Origin of the sequence: Novisyntrophococcus fermenticellae, assembly GCF_018866245.1 — a bacterium.
GTDB classification, from domain to species: Bacteria; Bacillota; Clostridia; order Lachnospirales; family Lachnospiraceae; genus Novisyntrophococcus; species Novisyntrophococcus fermenticellae.
This window is the reverse complement of sequence record NZ_CP076458.1, coordinates 489,931-512,319: the sequence shown is the minus strand read 5'-3', so window position 1 is coordinate 512,319 and position 22,389 is coordinate 489,931. Positions and strand designations below refer to the sequence as shown.

The window sequence follows — 22,389 nt, the reverse complement described above, 5'->3', positions numbered from 1 at the left end:
TTCATGTGTCTTTGTCATTGAAAATAAGGCTTGTGAAAGCCGCCGTCTGTACATTTTATGCCAAAAAGGCTTTGCTATTACTATGCGAACATCTTATTCCTGATATTTTCTTTTTCTGTATCCGTAACTCCAATCTTTGAAAGGAAGGAATCGACACCGCCGTATCTTCTATCAATATACGCAAGCGTTGTACGCATAGCTTCCGGATTGGATTCAAACAGAAATTCCGGAACCTGAAACGGCATATTTTCGAATAATGATGCCGGCAGCAAGTGCTGTGTCCAGGAATAGTCCTCGGCAATTGTATCGTAATCCACCCCTGCAAGACCTAAAAGCAACGCCGCAGATATACCTGTCCGGTCTTTACCTGCACTGCAGTGAAACAGTACACAATTGTTCTGCGTATCGGAAAAAATTTCAAAAGCTCTTTTCAATTCAGTGTAACTATTATCGATCAGTCCCTGATACATAGCTTCCAGAGATTCCGGAAACATATCGCTGATTTCACTGCTGATATTTGACTGCACATTATCAAGCATGGGGACATGGTAGTATTTGATTTTATCATGCTTTGCCAATATATCGGGCTGCTTCTCCGCTTCCATAAGTGAACGCAGATCAATAATACAGTCTACTCCGTAATCCAACAGTGCCTCAATACCGCGTTGTGTCAGCCCCCCGAGCGATCCGCTGCGTATAAAGCACTGCCGTTGTATCGTCTGCCCCCGGGAATTTTTGTAGCCCCCCAGCTCCCGTACATTAAATGCACCTTCAATATCCAATAGTTTCCCCTGTATCTTAGAAATATCCATTATCAAGCAACCTCCTTTTTTTCAATGATAGCATAAATCACCTGTTCCCACACACCAATCCTCTAAATACCCTGTTTTGTCCGCTGAATATCTTTCGGTACAAACTATTGCACCCGGTCTTGAAACATGATATATTAAGCTTTGTCTATGACAAAAATCATAGAGATAAACACAATTAAAATTGGGGGAAATTTTTTGAAAACTACAGAACGTATTCAGGACATGACAACAGGAAAACCCCTGCGGCTAATTCTGGCCTTTGCCCTGCCGCTGATGATTGGAAATATATTCCAGCAGCTATACACTATTGTCGATACCGCCATTGTGGGAAAATTTGTCGGTAACCACGCACTGGCAGCATTGGGCTCCGCCGACTGGCTGAATTGGTTTGCCATTGGTATTGTTCAGGGCTTCGCACAAGGCTTTTCCATTTTGATGTCTCAATATTTTGGTCAAAAGGATTATAAAAAATTGAATCGTGCCATTGGTGCTTCCATTACCTTAAGTGCCATTTTGTCTGTCCTGTCGGTGATCTTCTGTCAGGCACTTGCAGAACCCGTTCTGCTTTTGCTGAAGACCAAAACAGAGGTTATCTCTGATTCACTGGTTTATCTGCGCATCATGTTTGCCGGCCTGCCTGTCACCATGGGGTACAACCTGCTGTCCTCCATTCTCCGTTCAATGGGAGACAGTAAAACACCGCTTTATGCCATCGTAGTTGCCGCCTTCACAAATGTTGCACTGGATCTTCTGTTTGTACTGGTCTTCCACTGGGGAATTTCAGGCGCCGCCATAGCAACCGTACTGGCACAGATTTTATCGGTTGTGTACTGCTTCCTGAGTCTCCGGCGTATCTCCATTCTCAGCCTGACAAAGAAGGATCTGATTTTAGATCGGGATATGTATAAGCAGCTTTTGCTCCTCGGTACTCCTGTCGCGCTGCAAAATGCCATCATTGGTATCGGTGGTATGGTCGTGCAGTCTGTCGTCAATATCTACGACGTACTGTTTGTTGCAGGCTTTACCGCCACCAACAAGCTCTACGGCCTTTTGGAAATTGCCGCCACTTCCTACGGATATGCCATTACTTCCTATGTAGGGCAAAATCTTGGCGGCGGAAAAATATCCCGAATCCGCAAAGGGATGCACTCCGCATTCTTCATAGCTCTGTTTACATCCATTGCCATAGGCGGCAGTATGCTGCTGCTCGGCCGTCAGCTGCTCAGTATCTTCATCTCCGGTACGCCTGACGAAGTTACCGCCGTTTTAAATGTTGCGTATCACTATTTAACCATCATGAGTCTCTGCCTGCCCATCCTATACATGCTGCATATCTACCGCTCCGCACTGATGGGACTGGGCAATACCGCTATCCCGATGATTTCCGGTTTTGCGGAAATGGTGCTGCGTATGCTGATCGCCATTGTTTTACCGATGTATATCGGGCAGGCAGGAATTTATTATGCCGAAGTGGCCGCCTGGTCCGCCGCCGCTGTTATACTTGTCATCTCATACTACATACAAATGCGGCGATACCCGCTGGAGGAATAGCCCTTCTCAAATGTTTCGTCAACATCATCTATGAGAAATTCCTCCAGTATCCCTCCTGCCTTTCATTGATTTCTTTAATAATCTCCGGCTTTACTTTAAAATTTCGATTTATATCCATAAGTCCGTTAATCTCCTGCTGCACATCCGTAACCTGTGTGTAGCAGAACCCGCATATATAAGGCACCTTTTTTACTGCCGTCGTGATCTCATCAAATCTTCGGATGAATTCCTCCTCCGTGTTCACCTTATTTCCGTATCCCCAGCCACTGTCGTCGTTATTAAAGGCAATTCCACCGTATTCACTTAAGATTACCGGCTGCCCTTTGTACTTATAGCCATTGGCCATCGCTGACTTAAAGTTACTGTGATACATATCCGTATTCATAATCTCATCCTTATGGTCTGCATAACGTTTATAGAAAATATCACCTGCTTCTTCATAATCATGGAGCGTAATAATATCGGATACCGTATGTTCCCAGCCGTCATTCACAATCACCGGCCGATATGCATCCATGCTCTTTGTCAGATGATAGACAGACTCTGTGAAGTGCTGCTGTTTTCTGCTCGTTTCCACACCCGGAATTCCCCAGGATTCATTGAAGGGCGTCCATGTTATGATGGAAGGGTGGTTATAGTTCTGGGTTACGATATCCATCCATTCTTTTGTGAAAAGCTTTACCGCATAATCCGTGTATCCATAACTGGCTGCTGCTTCGCTCCAAACCAGCATCCCCTTTACATCACACCAGTAAAGAAACCGTTCATCCTCGATTTTCTGGTGTTTTCTCAGCCCATTATATCCAAGGGCATGAATTTTATCAATGTCCTCTATCAGTGCCTCCTCATCCGGCGGTGTCAGATGGGAATCCTTCCAATACCCCTGATCCAGAATCAGTCTCTGGTAGAGTGGTCTGCCATTAAGGAGTATATTAGGGCCATCTATACGGATTTCTCTCATCCCGAAGTAAGAGCCTGCCTCATCCTGGACTGTCCCTTGATACCGTAAGCGGAAATCCACATCATACAGATTAGGTTCCTCCGGCGACCAGGTTTTCACTCCCCAGGCAAAGTTGGCATTTCCCCCACCCAGAATATTGATTACCGTTTCCCCGTGAGGCGCCGTAAGTGAGATGGAAGATGATGCAATGAATTTTCCCTCAAAGCTTATCTCTGCCTCCACTGTCAATTCTTCCCCGAATACTTCCGGAGGAGCTGAAACTTCATATACAACCTCCAGTTCTTTCGTGTTCAGAACCGGGGTCATCTTTACATGCTCCAGACGAATGAGGGGAACGGACTCCATCCATACTGTTTTCCATATTCCGGTGGTCTGGACATACCAACAGCCAAAACTTTCCTCCACCCAGCGTTGCTTCCCTCTGGGCTGGCAGATATCGCCGGAATCCTCCACCTTCACAGTCAGCTGGTTATCTCCCTCCGATACATAATCCGTGATATCAAAAGAAAACCTTGTGTATCCACCTCTGTGACTGCCGGCATAAATCCCGTTCACCCATACCTTGGTTGTAAAATCACTTCCTTCGAAATGCAGTATCAGTCTCCTGTTCTCAATCATTGCAGAATCCACATCGAACATACGCCTATACCAGACATTTTCGTGTATTCCCTGCTCCTCAATTCCACTTGCTTTTGTTTCACAGGTAAATGGAACCTGAATTTTCAATTTCCCCGGAAAGCTTTGAAACCATTCGGATCTCTCTCCACAATTTTTTTCATCAAACGCAAAGTCCCATACCCCATTCAAATTTTCCCAATGACTCCTGACAAACTGTGGTCTTGGGTAATCTTTTCTGTAACACTTCATCCTAACATCCTCCGTCTCATCATATCTTATTTTCTAATAAATTTATCCCTTCACACCGGACATGGAAATCCCCTCCACGATCTGCCGCTCAAAAATTATGTAAATAATAATTACAGGAACAGCCGCTATCATATTGGCTGTCATAGGTTTTACATAATCCACCGTGTAGGTGCCGGCAAAGGTAGGAATACCAATGGGCAGAGTGAATTTACTGCTGCTCATGGAACACAGCAAAGGCCACAGATAGTTATTCCAGCTTCCAATAAAGGAAAAAATACATACCGTTGAAATAACAGCCTTTGACAGCGGCATAACAATTTTGAAAAATATAGTCAATTCACCACCGCCGTCTATGCGCACGGCTTCCAAAAGCTCATTGGGAAGGCTCTTAAAAAAGCTTACCATAATTATCAGATTCATGGAACCCGCAATGGAAGGCAGAATCAATCCGGCATACGTATCTATCAGATTAAATCCATTTGCAGTAATAAACAGCGGTACGATAGTCGCCTCCCCGGGAACCATAAGTCCAAGCAGAAAGTAAAAGTAAAGAGCATTGACTCCTTTGAATTTTATCTTTGCCAGCGCATAGGCCGCCATCGCAGATAAAATAACTGTGAAGACAGTTGTGATAACTGCAATGAATATACTGTTAAGCAGCCATCGGGTCACATCTGAGCCAATAATCAGGTCCGGATAATTCTTCAATGTGTAGGGTGGGGTAAACCAGTCAAGTATACCTGTTATCTGTTTTCCCTCCTTTTGTAAGGAAACTGCCAGAGACCAGAGAATTGGCGTAATGAATATAATTGCCATCATCACTGAAACAGCCGACAATATGAAACTACCGGGATTTCGCTTTGCTTTAGATTTCATCCGCTTTTGCCCCCTTCTTTTCCACTACCCGCTGTATGGCCGTTAATACAACCAGAATTATAAACAACACATAGGACATAGCCGCGGCATAGCCCATATTATTTTTCTTAAATGCAGTTTCATAGATATACTGAATTAACGGTCTGGTATTACTGGCAGGACCACCTCCGGTAATCATGTAAATCTGGCCAAACACCTTAAAGCAGGCAATTAACTGCAGCATAACCACCAGGTAAGTAGTGGGTTTCAAAAGCGGCAGGACAATGGAAAATAACTGCTGCCTTTTTGTAGCCCCATCTATTGATGCGGCTTCATAAATCTGAGGCGGGATATCCTGTAATGCAGACAGATACAGCAGCATAGGAAAACCAACGGTCCACCATACAGTCATGATAATAATTGCAGCCCAGGCAAGGTTTGTTTCATTCAGCCACTGCAATTCCCGGTTCGCAGGCAGAACCTTTATAGAATGAAGAAATCCATTAATAAATCCCCTATAGGGTGTGAACATATACTTTGCTGTAAAGGATGCAACGGAAACTGACAGCACGCTGGGTAGATAGAAGCAGATTCTAAGTCCTCTTTTCAGCTTTACCGGCCGATTGGCAAACATAGCCAGGATAAGCGCTGCAATGACCAGAAGCGGTGCCGCAATAAGAGAAAACCATGTGGTGTGTCCCAACGCACTTATAAATTTTTTATCTTCCAAAAATCTCACATAATTATCTAACCCGATAAACTTTACTTTTCCCATCAGGGACCATTTATGAAAGCTGACGTAAATGCCTTGAATAACAGGCCAGATCGTGAATATCGTGTATAAAATAAAAAACGGAAGAACAAATCCCCATCCGACCAGTAGATTTTTACGTTTTATTTTTTTATTCACCTAATCTTCCTCCCGTAACTATGCAAATTGCGATAATGAAAGTGGAGAAGGCGAGCCTTAGCAGCTCTCCTTCTCCCGTCAAACTGTTATGGCAGATTGGTATCAAGTTCATCGTAAAGCGTATCAATTGTTTCCGATGCATCCATGTCACCGGACCATAACAGATTCAGACTGTCGATCATACCTGATTTCATCGCGTTAAATGTAGATACCTTGGAGGGCAGTACTGCAGTGGTAAGCGCCTCCATATAGCTGCTCCTGTAAGGCATATCCAAATATTCCTGATTTTCACGAACAGAATTGCTGGCTGGAATCTGACCGGATCCCGCCCATGTCAGCCCGCCTTGATTGGAAGCATTGACCATAAATTCTACCGCTGCCTTAGAATCCTCCTCACTTCTGTCTTTCTTCGTGGGAAGAATCAGTGTATGTGAATCTGCCCAGCAGGCATTCTTCTCAAACATCTGCGGATATGGCATCGCCCCAAAGTTTAGGTTTTCTGTCTTTTCCAGGGCACCGGTTCCCCATGTTCCACCGATATAGATACCAGCCTTTCCGCTCTGGAAAAACTGTTGGTGATCATCAATACCCTCGGCTACATATCCCTTTTCATAAAGGCTCTTTGTAAATTCAGCTGCTTTTACTGCAATGTCCTTATCCAAAGTGACTTCACTGGCATCCTTATTGATTAACGGGCTTCCTCCCATCTGGAAATAAGAGGCCCACCATACGCGGTATGGATCATCCCCATTACTTGTAAGGGATATTACCGATCCTCCCTCCGGAATTACTGCTTTAATCTTATCACAGACAGCATAGAAATCATCCGTACTGCCTATATCAATCTGTCCCTTCTCATTTAAGGATACTCCCGCCTGCTCCAGGATGTCTTTATTAAAATACATGATTTCGGCATGTGTATCCAGCGGAATGGCATATATGGAGCCATCAAATGTTACGGATTCAATGGATGTTTCCGTATACATGCTTTTAAGATCAACTCCAATTTCATCCAGATAGTCATCCAGCGGCTGTACAACGCCCTGTTCTACCAGTTCAGGAAGTGAGGATGCATGAGACACCCCGATATCCGGACCTTTTCCTGCCGCAACTGCCGTCTGCAGCTTGGTATAGTAATCCCCCCACACCAACATGATTGACTGGACTTGTTTTGTTGGCTGTGTGTTGTTGTAGTCACTGATGATCTTATCCATAAACTCACCGTCACCACCACTGAATAAGGACCAGAATACCAGTTTATTCTTATCCACCTGCACGGCCTCAGGATTATTTACAGTCCCATCATCATTGACGTCCGCCTGCTCTTCTTCCTCTGATTTTTCTTCTGAGGTATCCGGTTTATTTGCTTCCTTCTTTTCTTCATTCGTTGAGGTATCTGGTTTTTTCGATGAATCACCGCACCCCACGAGAACTGTCGTTGCTGCCAGAACAAATGTCAGTAAAGCTGAAATTGTCTTACGTTTCATACACTCATCCTCCTTTTAAAACAATATTATTGTTTTATTTATGGATATTTTACCATTATATCTCCGTAAAATCAATTATTTTAGATATATAAATGATATTTATTCCTACCTTTTTCGTCAAATTTTCTTATTAAAACATAAATATTGTCATTATTGGAGCTTTGATAAAATAAAATCAAAAAAAGTCTGCACACCGGCACATATTGGATAAAGCAACTGAATAAGATTAAGATAGACGTTATTATAAAAAAGGTCAAAAAAGGCTTGCAAATAAGTGGAGTATATGATATTATAATTCTCGGTCACTGCTTTGAAGGACGTAAGCAGACCGCTGTAAAATTAATCAGATATCATATGGCTCCGTGGTCAAGCGGTTAAGACATCGCCCTTTCACGGCGGTAACACGGGTTCGATTCCCGTCGGAGTCATTATGGCGCAGTAGCCAAGTGGTAAGGCATAGGTCTGCAACACCTCGATTCACCGGTTCAAATCCGGTCTGCGCCTCTTATAAAGAGCCCTAAGTGCTTGATTTTTTCAAGCATTTAGGGCTCTTTTGCTATATCATGACTGCATGGAAGCGCCGCCATTTACATGAAGAACCTGCCCCGTCACATAAGAGGAATCATCAGTCGCAAGATAAACATATGTGGGAGCCAGCTCCCATGGCTGCGCAGGTCTTTTCATGGGTGTATTGCTGCCCAAAGTCGTGATATATTCAGGCGGCCAGCTTGCCGGTTGAAGTGGAGTCCAGACGGGACCCGGTGCCACTGCATTAACCCGAATTCCCTTTGATACAAGAGAATTTGCCATCGCGCGGGTAAAGCTGACAATTGCACCTTTTGTACTTGCATAATCAATCATTAATCTATTTCCAAGATAGGCGGTTACGGAGGTAGTATTGATAATTGTACTTCCCGCCTTCAGATGCGGCAATACAGCTTTTGTCATATAAAACATTGAAAACATATTAACCTGAAAGGTTATTCTAAGCTGTTCATCCGTAATATCTTCAATACTATCCTGTGGAAATTGTACCCCTGCATTATTCACCAATACATCCAGCCGGCACAATGACTTGACGGTTTCTGCAACCGCCTGCCTGCAGAATACCTCGTCTTGTACATCTCCTGCAATCAGGATACATTTTCTTCCCTGCTTTTCTACACATTCCTTCGTAAACTGTGCATCCTCATGTTCATCGTAATAAACAATGGAAATATCCGCACCTTCCTTAGCCATAATCAAAGCTACCGCTCTGCCGATACCACTGTCACCGCCTGTAATCAGTACGACCTTTCCTTTTAATTTTCCCGTTCCTTTATATTCAGGATTATCAAAAATAGGTTTCGGATTCATAAGCGTTTCCAGACCTGGCTGCACAGGCTGGTGTTGTGCTGGAAACTGTATCGGAACCTGCTGACATTCCTCTTTATAACCCAAATATGGATAGTTCAGTCTCATAACTATACTCCGATTATAAATTCAAAATCATAATATTATATGTGGATATGAAGGAAAATGCTATTTTAGTGTGACAGTCCCCTCCCTAACCTTTTACTGCTCCGGCGGTCATTCCACCAATAAAATAATTAGAACACAAAACATGTAAAATAAGCACTGGAATAACTGCAATGGAAAGTCCTGCACACATTCTACTATGCGACTATTGACGACACTGTCTAAGTATGCCTATTGCTTTTCTGCGTATAAGTTCGTAATTTTTTTGCACATCATTGAAAAAGCATGTACTTCTTCCTTTGTTAATGCTTCTTCAATTAAGTTCATAATTTCATTTCCAAAATCCTCAACCCGATTTAAAAAAGTTTTCCCTTCTTTGGTAAGAACAATATTGTAAGATCGGCGGTCATTCGTCTGCCTTTCTTGAATAATATACTTTTTTTCCAGCAAACGCTTTGTTAATTTTGAAATGCCAGATTGTGAGATACCTCTCATTTCAGCAAGTTCTTTCGTAGTTTTCGCCCCTTGCTTATTCAATGTGTCGAGTATATAGTATTGTGCCGTTGAAACACCCTCAACATTGAACCGATTTGAATCTGATACAATCATGCATTGAAAGGGAACATAACTTTCCTCTAATTCTTTGATAGCCATTCAGTCAACCTCCTATTTTTTATTAATATACTTTTTTAGGTACTTTCCAGTTAAAGAATCTGGACAGTTGATTAAATCTTTCGGTAATCCTGTAAACATAATCTTACCACCATTTTGTCCTGCATAGGGGCCTATGTCAATAATCCAATCCGCTTGACAGATAATATCCAAATTGTGTTCTATAACAATAAGCGTGGAATTTTGGTCTACAAGACGATTCATTACACGAATCAACTGTTTTATATCAGCCATATGCAGCCCTGTTGACGGTTCGTCCAAAACATAAATCTGGCCACCGTTTTCAAGTTCGGAAGCAAGTTTTATTCGCTGTAATTCTCCACCTGAAAGCGTGCTTAATGGCTGTCCCAAAGAAACATAAGTGATACCAACGTCTGAAAGCCTTTTAAGTACCATTACTATTTCTTTTTCCTGAAAAAATTCTAAGGCTTCCGTGACCGTCATTTTAAGAACATCAGCAATATTTTTTCCTCTTAGCTGATAGGCAAGCACTTCATCCGTATAGCGATTTCCGTGACATTCCTCACATACAGTAACGATTGTATCCATAAACGCCAAATCTGTATAAGTGACCCCTAAACCTTTGCAGGCAGGACAAGCACCTTTCGAATTGTAACTGAATAGAGAGGCGCTTACGCCGTTTCTCTTCGCAAATAGTTTTCTGATAATATCAAAGATACCCGTAAAGGTCGCTATGTTGGAACGTTTTGACGCTTGAATCCCTTTTTGGTCAATAAAAACAGTTTCAGGATACAGCCGTGGCAATACGCCATTAATTAACGTGCTTTTTCCTGAACCGGCAACCCCGGTTACAACATTCATTACTCCTTTGGGTATATCAACTGAAAGGTTTTTTAAATTATGCATGGTTGCATTTTTAATGGAAAGCCAGCCCTTCGGGGTACGAGTATCAGGTTTGAGCTTGGGGCAATACGATAAATACTTTCCTGTGATAGTACCCGCTGTTTTCAGCCCATCTAAATTCCCTTGATATACAACTTCCCCTCCGTGGGTTCCAGCACCCGGCCCCATATCAATAATATGGTCTGCAATTTTTATCATGTCCGGGTCATGCTCGACGATCAGAACCGTATTCCCTTTATCACGCAACAACCGCATAAGCTCATTAATTTCACTTATGTCATAAGGGTGTAACCCTATACTCGGTTCGTCAAAAATGTAAGTAAGGTCAGTCAAGCTGCTGCTAAGTTGGCTAACCATTTTAATTCTTTGAGATTCCCCGCCTGAAAGTGTAGATGTGTCTCTGCCTAAGTTTAAATAGCCCAGTCCTATGGATACCATGTGCTGAATTCGATTCACAAGTTCGGAAACAATTGTAGCGGCTATAGGCGCATTAACGAATTGAACAAAATCCAAAAGCTCACTAATTTGCATATCTACACATTCCGCAATATTTTTACCGTTCACTTTACAAGACAACACTTTATCATTTAAACGTGTTCCGTGACAGTGGGGGCAGTCCTGTTTTACAACAAACCGCTCAATTTCTTTTCCATATCTAACCTTTTCGCCATCTTCTTTTTTAAGAAAACTCCGTTCAATGCGTGGAATCAAACCCTCATACAATGAGGTTTTATGCCATTCAGGGGTGGGGGTTTTAACCTTAATTGCGTCAGCGTAAAGTAACAACTCCAGTTCTTCGGCAGAATAATCCTTAATTTTTTTGTCGTTATCAAAAAATCCTGAATGAATATAGCGGGTTAATCGCCAACCACCGGATTCAAAAGTTGGAAAACGGATAGCTCCCTCATTTAAGGATTTATTCTTATCTAACAGCTTTTCAATATCAATAGTTTCAATTTTTCCCAAGCCCTCGCAATATTCACACATTCCAGCCGGATTGTTGAATGAAAAAACTTCTGAATAACCTACAAATGGCTCTCCAATTCTGGAAAACAATAACCGTAATACAGAATAAATATCTGTAATTGTCCCGACTGTTGAACGAGCATTACCGCCTAATCGTTTTTGATTGATAATAAAGGCTACGGACAAATTTTCGATACTGTCCACATCGGGCTTTCCGTAATGCGGCATACGGTGACGGATAAAACTGGTGTAGGTTTCATTTAATTGTCTTTGCGATTCTGCCGCTATTGTATCAAATACCAAAGATGATTTTCCTGAGCCGGAAACACCTGTAAAAACCGTGATTTCTTTTTTGGGTATCAGAACATTTATGTTTTTTAGATTTCGTTCCCTTGCACCTGATACCTGAATATAATTATCAGACATACTTTTACCTCGCTGCTTTTTATGTGATACAGTCAATATATGAATGGGTTAACTATATTTTAACACACCTGAATTGTGATTTCAACGTTCAGAATAAATTTTCTATACTTGATAAAGAGAAGGCCCCTAAAAACGGCGGCAACATTATACATACATTCGTCTGTCGGCTGTCTATCACGTTATTTCCGTGTGCGGTAGTTGCTTCCTTATGGACACTGCCCATTATGACAGGCAGTAAAAACAAGCGTATCACTCACCGTGAGTGATACGCTTGTTTTAGACATTTTACTTGGCAGTTGCCCATCAACAGTTTAAAGTTTCGTACTGTCTTATGACGGACTACCTTTTTAGTGCCCTTTTTCATCTCTTTTTGTCCCTGCACACATACAGCATACTGCCTGTAGTCTGCCCTATTTATATCCCTAATCCTCCTTCATTGTCAACATATGTTTCTTCTGCTTGCTGTAGGGAGGATGCCTTGAGAATTGCTGCTACAGCATCCTCCACAGATAGATTCTCACCCTTTTCAGCAATATTCAAGAAGGATTCTCCCAACGCATCCAGAAGCTTTTCCTCCTTCTTCCTTGTGGTTGGAAGCAATGTTATAATTCCAGCCTCAGACAGGGCTTTCACAACATCCACGAGATTCAAATCGTTTAAATTCTCCGCAAGATACGTATGTCTGCCGAATCCGGTCAGTCTTGCTTCCACATCTTTTAAAAATTCTGTGCTGAACTGATCTGATTCCTTAGAAAATCCTACGGTTATGGGCAGCTGCCCCTTTAATCTGTAACGGACTTCACTTATCTCTTCGTAACCGGATCCGCCTTCCCGCACCAAAACCTTATCAATTACCCCACAGGCAGAGGTCATATTGCTCACACGGTCTATCAATATGAATTCACCCAATGTTTTATGGTGTTTGAACGCATCCACAACGATTTTTTGAGCAAATACAATCCGGCATAAGGCAATCTCATTCTTTTTCAGAGAATCCGCACGCTCTTCTTCCCCGGTATTCACATCTATGGAATAACAGATCTTCGTGACCGTACCCGGAATTGTTTTTGTACCCACTTTTACAAAGAAATTCCTTCCTTCGGTAAGAGATATATCATCCATCCACAAAATTCTGCCTTCTATCTGGTTTGCCACCCTTGTTTCAGAAGCATCTTCAAGGATACATCCTCTGGATACATCAACTTCCCGATCCAGCTGAATGGTAACCGGCTGCCCCTTCTCTGCTTTTACTACCTCATGGTTTCCCACGAAGATACTTTTTACAATCGCTGTTTCTCCGCTCGGAAGCGTGGTTATTTCCTGTCCCCTCTTTACTGCTCCAGATTCCACCTGCCCTTGAAATCCTCTGAAAGCATGGTTAGGGCGGCAGACTCTCTGTACCGGAAGATAGAATCCCTGCTCTTCTTCCACATCACTCACATCTACCTGCTCCAGATATGCCAGTAGTGTCTCGTCCTGATACCAGTCCATGTTTTGAGAGGACACAGTTACATTATCTCCCTCTGTGGCTGATACTGGTATGATTTTTACATTTGTCAATCCCAGTTCTTCCACCAGCTGCCCAATCTGTCCCTCTATGTTCCTGAAAACTTCGTGACTGTAATCCATCAGGTCAATCTTATTTACCGCAAATACAAAATGCCGGATACCCATCAAAGAGCAGATTCTGGCATGGCGTCTGGTCTGGACAAGTACGCCTTTTGAAGCGTCTACAAGAATCACAGCCAAATCTGCAAAAGAAGCACCTACCGCCATGTTTCTGGTATATTCCTCATGCCCAGGGGTGTCTGCCACAATAAAGCTGCGGCTGTCTGTTGTAAAATAACGATAAGCCACATCGATCGTGATACCCTGCTCACGCTCTGCCATCAGTCCGTCCAGCAAAAGAGAATAATCCAACGCTCCGCCACGGCTTCCCACCTTTGATTCCAGTTCCAACGCACGTTCCTGATCCGTATAAAGCAGTTTGGAATCGTACAGGATATGGCCGATTAATGTGGATTTTCCATCGTCAACACTTCCGCAGGTTATAAATTTCAACAATCCCTTCATCTTAGAAATAGCCCTCCCTTTTTCTTCTCTCCATACTGCCTGCTGCCTCATGATCGATTACTCTGCTGGTACGCTCGGAAGATACAGCACGCAAAGTTTCTTCGATAATATCATCCAGAGTATCCGCTTCGGACTCACAGCCTCCCGTAAGCGGATAACATCCAAGAGTCCGGAAGCGAACCTTCTTCTGTACAATCTCTTCCCCCGGGTTAAGCTTCATCCGGCCGTCATCCACCATGATGATATTTCCATCCCGATATACGACGGGGCGTTCCTTTGCAAAATAAAGGGGCACGATTTCGATGTTCTCTTGTTTGATATATTGCCAGATGTCTTTTTCCGTCCAGTTGGAAATTGGAAAAACACGAATACTTTCTCCTTTATGCATCTTGGTATTATAAAGCTTCCACATTTCAGGCCTCTGATTTTTGGGTTCCCATGCCTGCGCCTGATTACGGAAAGAGAAAATCCGTTCCTTTGCCCGGGATTTTTCTTCGTCCCTTCGCCCGCCGCCGAAGGCTGCGTCAAACTGGTATTTATTAAGTGCCTGCTTCAGCGCCTGGGTTTTCATGATATCCGTATAGGCCGAACCATGGTCAAAAGGATTGATTCCGGCTTTCACACCTTCCTGATTGGTATACACAAGCATCTCAATTCCAAGCTCCTCCGCTGTTTTGTCGCGGAATTCGATCATTTCACGGAATTTCCATGTGGTATCTATATGAAGAAATGGAAACGGCGGCTTTTCGGGATAAAATGCCTTTAATGCCAGATGCAGCATAACCGAGCTGTCCTTTCCGATTGAATACAGCATCACGGGATTTTCACACTCGGCCGCCACCTCCCGCATAATATAGATGGCTTCCGCTTCCAACTCCTCCAAATGGGTTAATTCACTCATCCTCGCTCTCCTCCTAATAGTTATTGGAATCTCTTTGATCTACGTCTATGATTCTTACCTGCCCTTCGGGGCTCTCTATTTGCCAGTGACAGATATGCCCCTGCTTTTCAACCGTGAGCACGCTGCCACGTCCGCCCATATCAATTCCCAGATAAAAGCCGATGGCGTTTACCGCACATTCCTTAATACAGGAGGTGCAGCCCCAACAGTCCCGGGGGCGGCGGATACAAGCCTTTCCATTTTCATCCTTTTTAATCAGATTCCCCGGGCATACCTCCATACAGCGTCCGCAGCCGATGCAGTTTTCACTTTGAATCCTTATGCTCATACTTCTCACCTCCCGTAACCAGATCTCTGTAGATAATCCGTATGGCTCCATCCTCCATCCTGGAATTTACATATTTGAGCCACTGATCACTCTTTTGGGGATAATCCGTATTTTCACAAAAGCTGTGCCATCTCGTCTCTTTTCTCGCTCTCAGATGGGCAATCAGCGTTTCACAAACTACAAGCCGTTCCCTCAATTCATAAATTCTGAGCAGATCATCCATATTCCCCGCATGAAGTTTTTTACTGATAGCAGACAAGAATCGAATCTTCTCCTCTGCCACCAGAAGCTGTTTCTGATTAAATTGATAATGAACGGATATCCCTCCGGCATACAGATCCATGACTTTCTGCATGGTCTCCTCTACCTGATCTATCGTAAATGTACCGGATTTGTTCCGAAAAAAAGACAGATACTCTTTTTCTTTTTTTTCTATCTCCTTCTCTTTTACGGGAAGTATTTCCTTTCCTCTTATATATAAGGCTGCCGCCTGCGCAGCAATCTCTCCTTCGGCCAGAGCCCCTGTAACATATTTTTGCGGACATCCGCCTGCTACATCTCCTGCTGCATACAGGCCATGTATCGTGGTTTCCCTTTTTTCATCCACCCAGTAACCGCTGGCCGTGTGCCCTCCTACGATATATGGCTCGGTGCCTTCGATTTCCACAGGTTCATCGGATGGTCCTTTTCCTGCCTCCACCCACTTTAAGGTCTGGCTGGGGGCCATATTCAAGTAAGCCTTGTAAAGTTCTTCTTCCTGTTCTTTGGAAATACCCCGGGTATCCAGATAACAGGGTCCTCTTCCCTCCAGATTTTCCCGTACCGTTCCATACACTCTCTGGGAAGTGGTGAGACCATAGGTTTTCTCATAATTCTCTCCTCTGCTGTTGATCTGCCCCGCCTTTGCACCCTGGGCGATCGTTCCTGTAGGAGCTATGGTATCCTTACACCTTAACGCAATAAAACGCATTTCAAATGTAGTCATTTCGGCACCGGCACGGATTCCCATGGCATATCCCGCTCCCGTATTAAATGGGGGATACCACATCTTATGCCTGGAAAACCCAGGATTGTTTGGTTTATATAACCCTGCCGCTCCCCCTGTGGCACAGATCACTGCTTTCGCCTGAATCAGATACCATACTTTTTCTTCCACATGGAATCCAAAGGTTCCCTTGATTTCCTGATTTTCCACCACATAATCCGTAATGTTGATATGATTGAGCACCGTTACCTGCTTCTGGCCCTTCAGGGAATTTGCAAGAATCGGCTTTATATTCTCACCATTGATTTTTATATTACGCTTTCCTCTTGCTGCATATCTTCCCTGCTCATCCTTCTGGATGACAAGCCCAAGCGCCTCGAGTTTATGCGTGACCGCATTAAGCCTCTCTGCCATGGACAAAAGCAAATCTTCTCTGACGATTTCTTCCGCATCCCGCTTTGCATAGTCCACATAGTCTTCGGGCGTCTGCCCTTCCGTAATATATGCATTAATTGCGTTGACACCCGCTGCAAGACACCCACTTCTCTTTATATTGGCCTTTTCAACAAGCAGTACCTCTGCATCACTCTCTGCGGCGATGGTCAGAGCCGCAAAGCATCCGGCTGTTCCTCCGCCGATAATTAAGATATCTGTCTCCAGTCTTTTAAAATCCATGTCCCCTCCTTAGATAATCAGTGAATCATCCACCATCGCCTGATTTTCCAGTAAAACAGCCTCATTGCCTTTTAAAGCGAACATCCGGTAGATGAATACATCTACAACTTCTCCCGGTTCAAGTTCTGCTTCCTCCGGATCCCTGTTTGCGATGAGAAGGATATCCTCCACACGGACGCGGACTTCCAGACTTCTTCCGCGAAAGGAGATACTCTGTACCACTCCCTCCGAGCAGGAACTTTTATATTTCTGAACTTCGTTTTTCTTTGTAATCCGTAAGAATTCCGGCCGGACAATTGCAGTTGCAGCACCGGATATCTCTTCAAAGCTTTTAAACCTGCTATAATCCTTTATAATCGTTCCATCTCCGAAAAAAGCTGCCGAAAAATCGGTTGCAGGGTTCTTATATATCTCTACCGGTGTCCCTTTCTGCTCAACACGTCCGTGATTTGTTATAATAATCTCGTCGGCAACTTCAATTGCCTCCTCCTGGTCGTGGGTTACAAAGATACTGGTAATTCCAAGCTGCCCAATCATCTCTTTCAGCCAGGATCGTAATTCCTTCCTCACCTTGGCATCGATGGCGGCAAAGGGTTCATCCAGAAGAAGCAGTTGGGGATTGGGTGCCAATGCCCTGGCAAAAGCAACTCTTTGCTTCTGTCCTCCGGACAGCTGCCCCGGATATCTTTTTTCCAGGCCTTCCAGACCAATCAGCTGAATCAGATACCGTACCCTCTCATCTATTATCTTCTTACTCTCTTTTTGTATCTTCAGACCAAAGGCTATATTGTCATACACCGTCATATATCGGAACAGGGCATAATTCTGAAACACAAAACCGATTTTCCGTTGGCTTGGAGGAACCTGATTTACCACCTTTCCATCGATGACAATCTCTCCAGAATCCGGAGTCTCCAGACCCGCAATCATGCGAAGAATTGTTGTCTTTCCACTGCCGCTCGGGCCTAAGAGCCCAATCAGTTTTCCTTTCTCTATACCGAAGCTCACATGATCCGAGGCTTTGTAATCCGCAAATGTTTTATTGATATCCTTAAGCTCCACATACATCGCTTCATTCATCTCCTTTTCCCTTATACTCCACAAAACTTCTGACAATCAGAAGTAAAATTGCAAGTAAAACTAATATGGAGGAAACTGCAAATGCCGGTACATATTGGAATTCATTGAACAAAATTTCAATATGCAGTGGCAACGTGTTGGTCTTTCCTCTTAAATGTCCCGAGAGTACCGATACGGCTCCAAATTCGCCCATGGCTCTTGCAGCACATAATACAATCCCATAGAGCAGTGCCCACTTTATATGGGGGAATGTGATGCGGCGGAATATAGTGAATCCACCGGCTCCCATTAAAGCCGCCGCCTCTTCTTCATCTGTCCCCTGATTCTCCAGAACCGGAATAATCTCTCGGAAGACAAATGGGAATGTAACAAACACTGTAGCCAGTATAACGCCAGGAACCGCAAACACAACTTCCAGATTCAAATCCTTAAGATATGGATACAGAGGACTTTGTCTGCCAAAAGTCAGCAGGAAAATAAGTCCTGCAATAATCGGAGAAATCGTTACCGGCAGATCAATCAACGTTGTCAGTACACCCTTTCCCCTGAATTGGAATTTTGTAATCATCCAGGCTGCAAACAGGCCAAAGATAGTATTAAACAGTACTGCCAGTACAGTTGCCTCCACGGTAAGAAAAAGTGCCTTTATCGTATAGGAATCCGATACCGCACGCAGATAGGCACTGATACCATCTTTAAAAGCAGTGACGAGCACCACAGCAAGAGGAAGAATCAACATAAGGAACATAAATATAACACTGGCACCAATCAGGACGATCCGGGTCAGCCCCTTTTTTGTCTCCATATTAGTTTCCTCCTCTTAAGATTTTACTGTTTTTTGCCTGAATCAGGCTCATGGCAAATAAAATAAGAAATGCAACTGCCAGCATGACAAGAGCGATAGCCGTTGCGCTTGTATAATCATATTCCTGCAGCTCAGACATAATAATCAGTGGAGTAATCTCTGTATAATAAGGTTTATTACCCGCAATGAATACAACGCTTCCATACTCTCCCAGACACCGGGCAAAAGCCAGACCAAACCCTGTAAATAGTGCCGGACGAACTTCGGGAAAGATTACCTGCCGGAAAATCTGAGCCTTACCTGCTCCAAGGACACCCGCAGCCTCTTCATAGGAAGGTTCCAGTTTTTCGAGCACCGGCTGTACAGAACGCACCACAAAGGGAATCCCGATAAATATCAGGGCTATCGTAATTCCCACCCTGGTATATGCAATCTGTATTCCCCATCCGGCAAAGATGCTTCCGATCCAGCCCTTGTCTGTAGTCAGGGAAGTTAATGCGATACCTGCAACTGCGGTCGGAAGAGCAAATGGCAGTTCAATCATGCCATCCATAATCTTTTTACCCGGAAACTCATACCGGACGAGAACCCATGCCAGAATCATCCCCATAACCGCATTAACCGATGAAGCCGCCAATGCAGTCAAAAAACTCACCTTAAAACTGGCCAGAACCCGTGCCCTTGTTATCGTATGTAAAAACTCATGAAAATCCATCTGTGCTGTATAAATAACCAGAGATGCCAGTGGAATGATCACAATAAAGCTCAGCATCGTAAGAGTCACGCCGGCGGAAAGTCCAAAGCCAGGTATCACCCTGGCTTTTTTTGCTTTCCCTCTATTCTTCATAGATTTCATCAAAAATACCTCCGTCAGCAAAATGGACTTCCTGAGCCTTATCCCATCCGCCAAACTGCTCAATTGTTACAAGATTAATGTTCAGATTAAATACATCCGAATATTCCTTTAAAATATCGGGATTAGAGGGACGGTAATAATAATCAGCAGCAATTTTTTGCGCCTCATCCGAGTACAGATATTTCAGGTACTCTTCCGCTGCTTCCCTTGTTCCACGTTCATCTACCACCTCATCTACGACGGCTACGGATGGCTGGGCAAGAATACTGATACTTGGGGTTACGATCTCATAGTCTTCTGAGTCCTTAATAGACAGATAGGCCTCGTTTTCCCAGGCAATCAGAACATCCCCCTGCCCATTTTCCACAAAGGATGTGGTTGCCCCTCTTGCACCGGAGTCTAACACCAATACGTTGTGATAAAGTGCCTTCATAAATTCCTTTATCTGTTCCTCATCTCCTCCAAATGTATGATTTGCATAGGCCCAGGCAGCCAGATAATTCCATCTTGCCCCACCGGAGGTCTTGGGATTCGGCGTAATAACCCCCACATCCTTTTTAACCAGATCACCCCAGTCCTGGATATTTTTGGGGTTCCCTTTTCTTACCAGAAAAACAATTGTAGAAGTATAGGGAGCACTGTCATGCTCAAATTCATCTACCCACCCTTTTTCAATCAGGCCTGCGTCTTCTATGGATTTGATATCATATTCCAAAGCCAGAGTTACCACATCTGCCTGCAGACCATTGGCTACCTCCAAAGCCTGTTTTCCGGAACCTCCATGCGACTGCGTAATTTCCATTTCCTGACCGGTCTTCTCCTTCCAATGCTCTTGAAAAATCTTGTTATATGCTTCATACAATTCACGAGTTGGATCATAAGATACATTCGTTATAGTAATTTTAGAAGCCTCCTTCGTCTCTTTTGAAGTCCCCTTTGCATTCTGCTTTCCACAGCCTGCGAGGCTTCCCGCCATAATCCCCAGTGTGCACAACCAAACGAGCAACTTAATCTTTTTCATGATACTCTCCTCCTGTTAATGATTGTTAATGTTCTTCCAACTTACGTACCCCGAAGTCCACCAGCAGTTTCTCTTGCATACTTTGGTATACAAAAAAGCCAGAGTATAGGCGTAAGATCCTAACCTCTGGTTTTCCAGTCAGTAAAGATTTAAAATTTGAAAATATTATAATATATATTTCCCATTATGTCAATAGGGTTAGTGGGAAATATTTAATAGTACATCCTTGATTTTTCCTCTTATATTATCTGATTACGAAAAAACCCTGAAAGAAAACGTTTTTGCTTTCTTTCAGGGCTTTTTCAATATGCTATAGCATTTACCTTGCCGCTTTTGCTGCTTTTCCTAACGAATCTGCCACAATAATCGCATCATAAAGCTGTTCGGCAGTTACATCTGCAACCATATTGTGAATGGTTTCACCTTCCACACATGAGTTTTCAGCAATGACTTTTATCTGTTCTTTTGTTGTAATTCCAATTTCCTCCAGTGTTACAGGAAGTTGAACATTTATGCAGAACTCCTGCACCTCTTTAAATTCCGCCTTTGGCGCACCTTCTATTACCAACTGTACCAATGTACCAAATGCTACACAATCACCGTGGGGTGCAGTATGTCCTCCAAGCGCCGTCAGCCCATTGTAAAACGAATGGGCTACGGCAAGCCCCCCGTTGTCCGCCCCCACGCCGGAGAGGTAGACATTGGCTTCAATAATTGCATCCAGATCCGGGGTTACCACCTGGTTTTCACAGGCATGTATTGCACCAACACCACATTCCCTCAACGTTTTATAGCAAAGTTCACAGAGTGCCATGGCTGTCCGTGTGATTCCGCCATTCTCAAGACTCGGTGCATCTGTCCGGTAGCATGCTCTGGCTTCAAAGTATGTTCCCAACGCATCACCCATCCCTGCAGTCAGAAATTTAATGGGTGCCCTGGCAATGATGTCACTGTCCACAATCACCGCTTCCGGATTTTTAGGATAAAAAAGATAAGTATTAAATGATCCGTCATCATTGTAAATCACGGAAAGTCCCGTACAGGGTGCATCCGTTGCAACAACCGTTGGTACAACTGCTACCGGAAGCCCCTCATAATACGCTACCGCTTTTGCAGTATCAATGGCTGATCCACCACCAATTCCCACAACTGCCTGGATCCCTTCCGATTCCACGATTTTTTTCAGACGGTCAATCTCACCAGTACTGGAAATACCTCCAAAGATTTCATAATGACGTATGTCATCTGAGTTTTCAAAACTTTTCTCAATCTTGTCGTGGCACATCTTGTAGCCGCTGTTAGAACAGATAAGCAACCACTTCTTCCCCAGAAAGCCCATTTCCTTATGAAATTTTAAAAGAGAGTCCTTGCCTTGAACATACTTCTGCGGTGTCCTGATTAACCTTAATCTAGCCATTTTATTTCCTCCATAATTTGTGAATAATATAACAAAAATTCTTTTTAATTATAACTCTTAAGAAAACAAAATCAAGTCTTTACTTTGCTTTTTTTTAAATACATGCAATCTATAAGTAGTTTATGTCAATCCGCTCAATAGTACGATTTTTCCGCTTAATACCAAATAGCAGAGCCTTGACGTAAAGACATGGGGTTGTTACAATATTTAACGAAAGGAGATTTGAGATGCTTGCTTTGCGATTTTTGACCAAATTTCTGTTTGTAATTTACATTATTTCTTTTCTCCTGTATCAAAAATGGAATTTTTATGAAAGACGGAGATATTGGATTTCGTTTCCAATTTCCGTTTTTGTAACCGCTGGCTTTCATATAAGCTGGGGGTTAAACCTTTCTTCCCATTCTGCAATTATTCTACTT

Annotated in this window: 18 protein-coding genes and 2 tRNA genes; 3 read left to right on the top strand and 17 right to left on the bottom strand. The window is 43.4% G+C overall.

Features of this window, described 5'->3' with window-relative positions; genetic code table 11:
• Positions 1 to 80: 80 nt before the first annotated feature.
• A complete protein-coding gene (locus tag KNL20_RS02395) occupies positions 81 to 812 on the bottom strand; it encodes a tyrosine-protein phosphatase (RefSeq protein ID WP_230399060.1) in 732 nt (243 codons plus the stop codon).
• 195 nt (positions 813 to 1,007) lie between these two features.
• Between KNL20_RS02395 and KNL20_RS02390 the strand changes: the two genes are divergently transcribed.
• Positions 1,008 to 2,363, top strand: coding sequence for an MATE family efflux transporter (locus KNL20_RS02390; protein ID WP_230399059.1), 1,356 nt, complete (start codon positions 1,008 to 1,010; stop codon positions 2,361 to 2,363).
• A 28-nt stretch (positions 2,364 to 2,391) separates the two neighbouring features.
• Here the strand turns inward: KNL20_RS02390 and KNL20_RS02385 are convergent, their stop codons facing one another.
• From KNL20_RS02385 to KNL20_RS02370, 4 genes are all read right to left on the bottom strand, one after another.
• Positions 2,392 to 4,191, bottom strand: a complete 1,800-nt coding sequence (locus tag KNL20_RS02385; RefSeq protein WP_230399058.1) for a glycoside hydrolase family 2 protein — start codon at positions 4,189 to 4,191, stop codon at positions 2,392 to 2,394.
• Between the two features lie 42 nt (positions 4,192 to 4,233).
• Entirely contained in the window at positions 4,234 to 5,067 is an 834-nt protein-coding gene (locus tag KNL20_RS02380; protein ID WP_230399057.1) for a carbohydrate ABC transporter permease, read from the bottom strand.
• Positions 5,057 to 5,956, bottom strand: coding sequence for a carbohydrate ABC transporter permease (locus tag KNL20_RS02375; RefSeq protein WP_230399056.1), 900 nt, complete (start codon positions 5,954 to 5,956; stop codon positions 5,057 to 5,059). The genes KNL20_RS02380 and KNL20_RS02375 overlap by 11 nt, the downstream gene beginning before the upstream one ends.
• Positions 5,957 to 6,042: 86 nt before the next feature.
• Complete coding sequence (locus KNL20_RS02370) at positions 6,043 to 7,443, bottom strand: ABC transporter substrate-binding protein (protein ID WP_230399055.1); 1,401 nt, start codon at positions 7,441 to 7,443, stop codon at positions 6,043 to 6,045.
• Between the two features lie 356 nt (positions 7,444 to 7,799).
• On the opposite strand from KNL20_RS02370, the gene KNL20_RS02365 reads away from it, so the two are divergent.
• Positions 7,800 to 7,871: transfer RNA gene (locus tag KNL20_RS02365), tRNA-Glu, on the top strand.
• Between the two features lie 4 nt (positions 7,872 to 7,875).
• Positions 7,876 to 7,947 (top strand) — tRNA-Cys (locus KNL20_RS02360).
• A gap of 57 nt (positions 7,948 to 8,004) precedes the next feature.
• Here the strand turns inward: KNL20_RS02360 and KNL20_RS02355 are convergent.
• From KNL20_RS02355 to KNL20_RS02300, 12 genes are all read right to left on the bottom strand, one after another.
• A complete protein-coding gene (locus tag KNL20_RS02355; RefSeq protein WP_230399054.1) occupies positions 8,005 to 8,904 on the bottom strand; it encodes an SDR family oxidoreductase in 900 nt (299 codons plus the stop codon).
• A 228-nt stretch (positions 8,905 to 9,132) separates the two neighbouring features.
• Positions 9,133 to 9,555: a MarR family winged helix-turn-helix transcriptional regulator gene (locus KNL20_RS02350; protein ID WP_230399053.1), complete on the bottom strand. Its 423-nt coding sequence runs from the start codon at positions 9,553 to 9,555 to the stop codon at positions 9,133 to 9,135.
• 12 nt (positions 9,556 to 9,567) lie between these two features.
• Positions 9,568 to 11,829, bottom strand: a complete 2,262-nt coding sequence (locus KNL20_RS02345; RefSeq protein ID WP_230399052.1) for an ATP-binding cassette domain-containing protein — start codon at positions 11,827 to 11,829, stop codon at positions 9,568 to 9,570.
• Positions 11,830 to 12,243: 414 nt separating this feature from the next.
• Positions 12,244 to 13,902, bottom strand: a complete 1,659-nt coding sequence (locus KNL20_RS02340; RefSeq protein ID WP_230399051.1) for a sulfate adenylyltransferase subunit 1 — start codon at positions 13,900 to 13,902, stop codon at positions 12,244 to 12,246.
• Between the two features lies 1 nt (position 13,903).
• Positions 13,904 to 14,803, bottom strand: a complete 900-nt coding sequence (gene cysD / locus KNL20_RS02335) for a sulfate adenylyltransferase subunit CysD (protein WP_230399050.1) — start codon at positions 14,801 to 14,803, stop codon at positions 13,904 to 13,906.
• Between the two features lie 13 nt (positions 14,804 to 14,816).
• On the bottom strand, positions 14,817 to 15,131 hold the full coding sequence (locus KNL20_RS02330) for a 4Fe-4S dicluster domain-containing protein (protein ID WP_230399049.1): 315 nt from the start codon (positions 15,129 to 15,131) through the stop codon (positions 14,817 to 14,819).
• Positions 15,109 to 16,791 carry an adenylyl-sulfate reductase subunit alpha gene (locus tag KNL20_RS02325; RefSeq protein ID WP_230399048.1) on the bottom strand — a complete coding sequence of 561 codons (1,683 nt, stop codon included), beginning with the start codon at positions 16,789 to 16,791 and terminating at the stop codon, positions 15,109 to 15,111. The genes KNL20_RS02330 and KNL20_RS02325 overlap by 23 nt, the downstream gene beginning before the upstream one ends.
• 9 nt (positions 16,792 to 16,800) lie before the next feature.
• Complete coding sequence (locus tag KNL20_RS02320; RefSeq protein WP_230400026.1) at positions 16,801 to 17,859, bottom strand: sulfate/molybdate ABC transporter ATP-binding protein; 1,059 nt, start codon at positions 17,857 to 17,859, stop codon at positions 16,801 to 16,803.
• A gap of 4 nt (positions 17,860 to 17,863) precedes the next feature.
• A complete protein-coding gene (gene cysW / locus KNL20_RS02315; RefSeq protein WP_230399047.1) occupies positions 17,864 to 18,676 on the bottom strand; it encodes a sulfate ABC transporter permease subunit CysW in 813 nt (270 codons plus the stop codon).
• A 1-nt stretch (position 18,677) separates the two neighbouring features.
• Positions 18,678 to 19,523, bottom strand: coding sequence for a sulfate ABC transporter permease subunit CysT (gene cysT, locus KNL20_RS02310; protein WP_408637506.1), 846 nt, complete (start codon positions 19,521 to 19,523; stop codon positions 18,678 to 18,680).
• Positions 19,513 to 20,553, bottom strand: a complete 1,041-nt coding sequence (locus KNL20_RS02305) for a sulfate ABC transporter substrate-binding protein (RefSeq protein WP_230399045.1) — start codon at positions 20,551 to 20,553, stop codon at positions 19,513 to 19,515. The genes cysT and KNL20_RS02305 overlap by 11 nt, the downstream gene beginning before the upstream one ends.
• A 319-nt stretch (positions 20,554 to 20,872) precedes the next feature.
• Complete coding sequence (locus KNL20_RS02300; protein ID WP_230399044.1) at positions 20,873 to 21,970, bottom strand: glycerol dehydrogenase; 1,098 nt, start codon at positions 21,968 to 21,970, stop codon at positions 20,873 to 20,875.
• Between the last annotated feature and the right edge of the window lie 419 nt (positions 21,971 to 22,389).

What these genes read in the sequence shown, in the direction of transcription:
- cysD (WP_230399050.1), bottom strand. Translation starts at nt 14,803, where the DNA reads ATGAGTGAATTAACCCATTTGGAGGAGTTGGAAGCGGAAGCCATCTAT.
- KNL20_RS02300 (WP_230399044.1), bottom strand. Translation starts at nt 21,970, where the DNA reads ATGGCTAGATTAAGGTTAATCAGGACACCGCAGAAGTATGTTCAAGGC.
- cysW (WP_230399047.1), bottom strand. Translation starts at nt 18,676, where the DNA reads ATGGAGACAAAAAAGGGGCTGACCCGGATCGTCCTGATTGGTGCCAGT.
- KNL20_RS02305 (WP_230399045.1), bottom strand. Translation starts at nt 20,553, where the DNA reads ATGAAAAAGATTAAGTTGCTCGTTTGGTTGTGCACACTGGGGATTATG.
- KNL20_RS02340 (WP_230399051.1), bottom strand. Translation starts at nt 13,902, where the DNA reads ATGAAGGGATTGTTGAAATTTATAACCTGCGGAAGTGTTGACGATGGA.
- KNL20_RS02350 (WP_230399053.1), bottom strand. Translation starts at nt 9,555, where the DNA reads ATGGCTATCAAAGAATTAGAGGAAAGTTATGTTCCCTTTCAATGCATG.
- KNL20_RS02345 (WP_230399052.1), bottom strand. Translation starts at nt 11,829, where the DNA reads ATGTCTGATAATTATATTCAGGTATCAGGTGCAAGGGAACGAAATCTA.
- KNL20_RS02370 (WP_230399055.1), bottom strand. Translation starts at nt 7,443, where the DNA reads ATGAAACGTAAGACAATTTCAGCTTTACTGACATTTGTTCTGGCAGCA.
- KNL20_RS02395 (WP_230399060.1), bottom strand. Translation starts at nt 812, where the DNA reads ATGGATATTTCTAAGATACAGGGGAAACTATTGGATATTGAAGGTGCA.
- KNL20_RS02380 (WP_230399057.1), bottom strand. Translation starts at nt 5,067, where the DNA reads ATGAAATCTAAAGCAAAGCGAAATCCCGGTAGTTTCATATTGTCGGCT.
- KNL20_RS02330 (WP_230399049.1), bottom strand. Translation starts at nt 15,131, where the DNA reads ATGAGCATAAGGATTCAAAGTGAAAACTGCATCGGCTGCGGACGCTGT.
- KNL20_RS02385 (WP_230399058.1), bottom strand. Translation starts at nt 4,191, where the DNA reads ATGAAGTGTTACAGAAAAGATTACCCAAGACCACAGTTTGTCAGGAGT.
- KNL20_RS02355 (WP_230399054.1), bottom strand. Translation starts at nt 8,904, where the DNA reads ATGAGACTGAACTATCCATATTTGGGTTATAAAGAGGAATGTCAGCAG.
- cysT (WP_408637506.1), bottom strand. Translation starts at nt 19,523, where the DNA reads ATGAAGAATAGAGGGAAAGCAAAAAAAGCCAGGGTGATACCTGGCTTT.
- KNL20_RS02325 (WP_230399048.1), bottom strand. Translation starts at nt 16,791, where the DNA reads ATGGATTTTAAAAGACTGGAGACAGATATCTTAATTATCGGCGGAGGA.
- KNL20_RS02320 (WP_230400026.1), bottom strand. Translation starts at nt 17,859, where the DNA reads ATGTATGTGGAGCTTAAGGATATCAATAAAACATTTGCGGATTACAAA.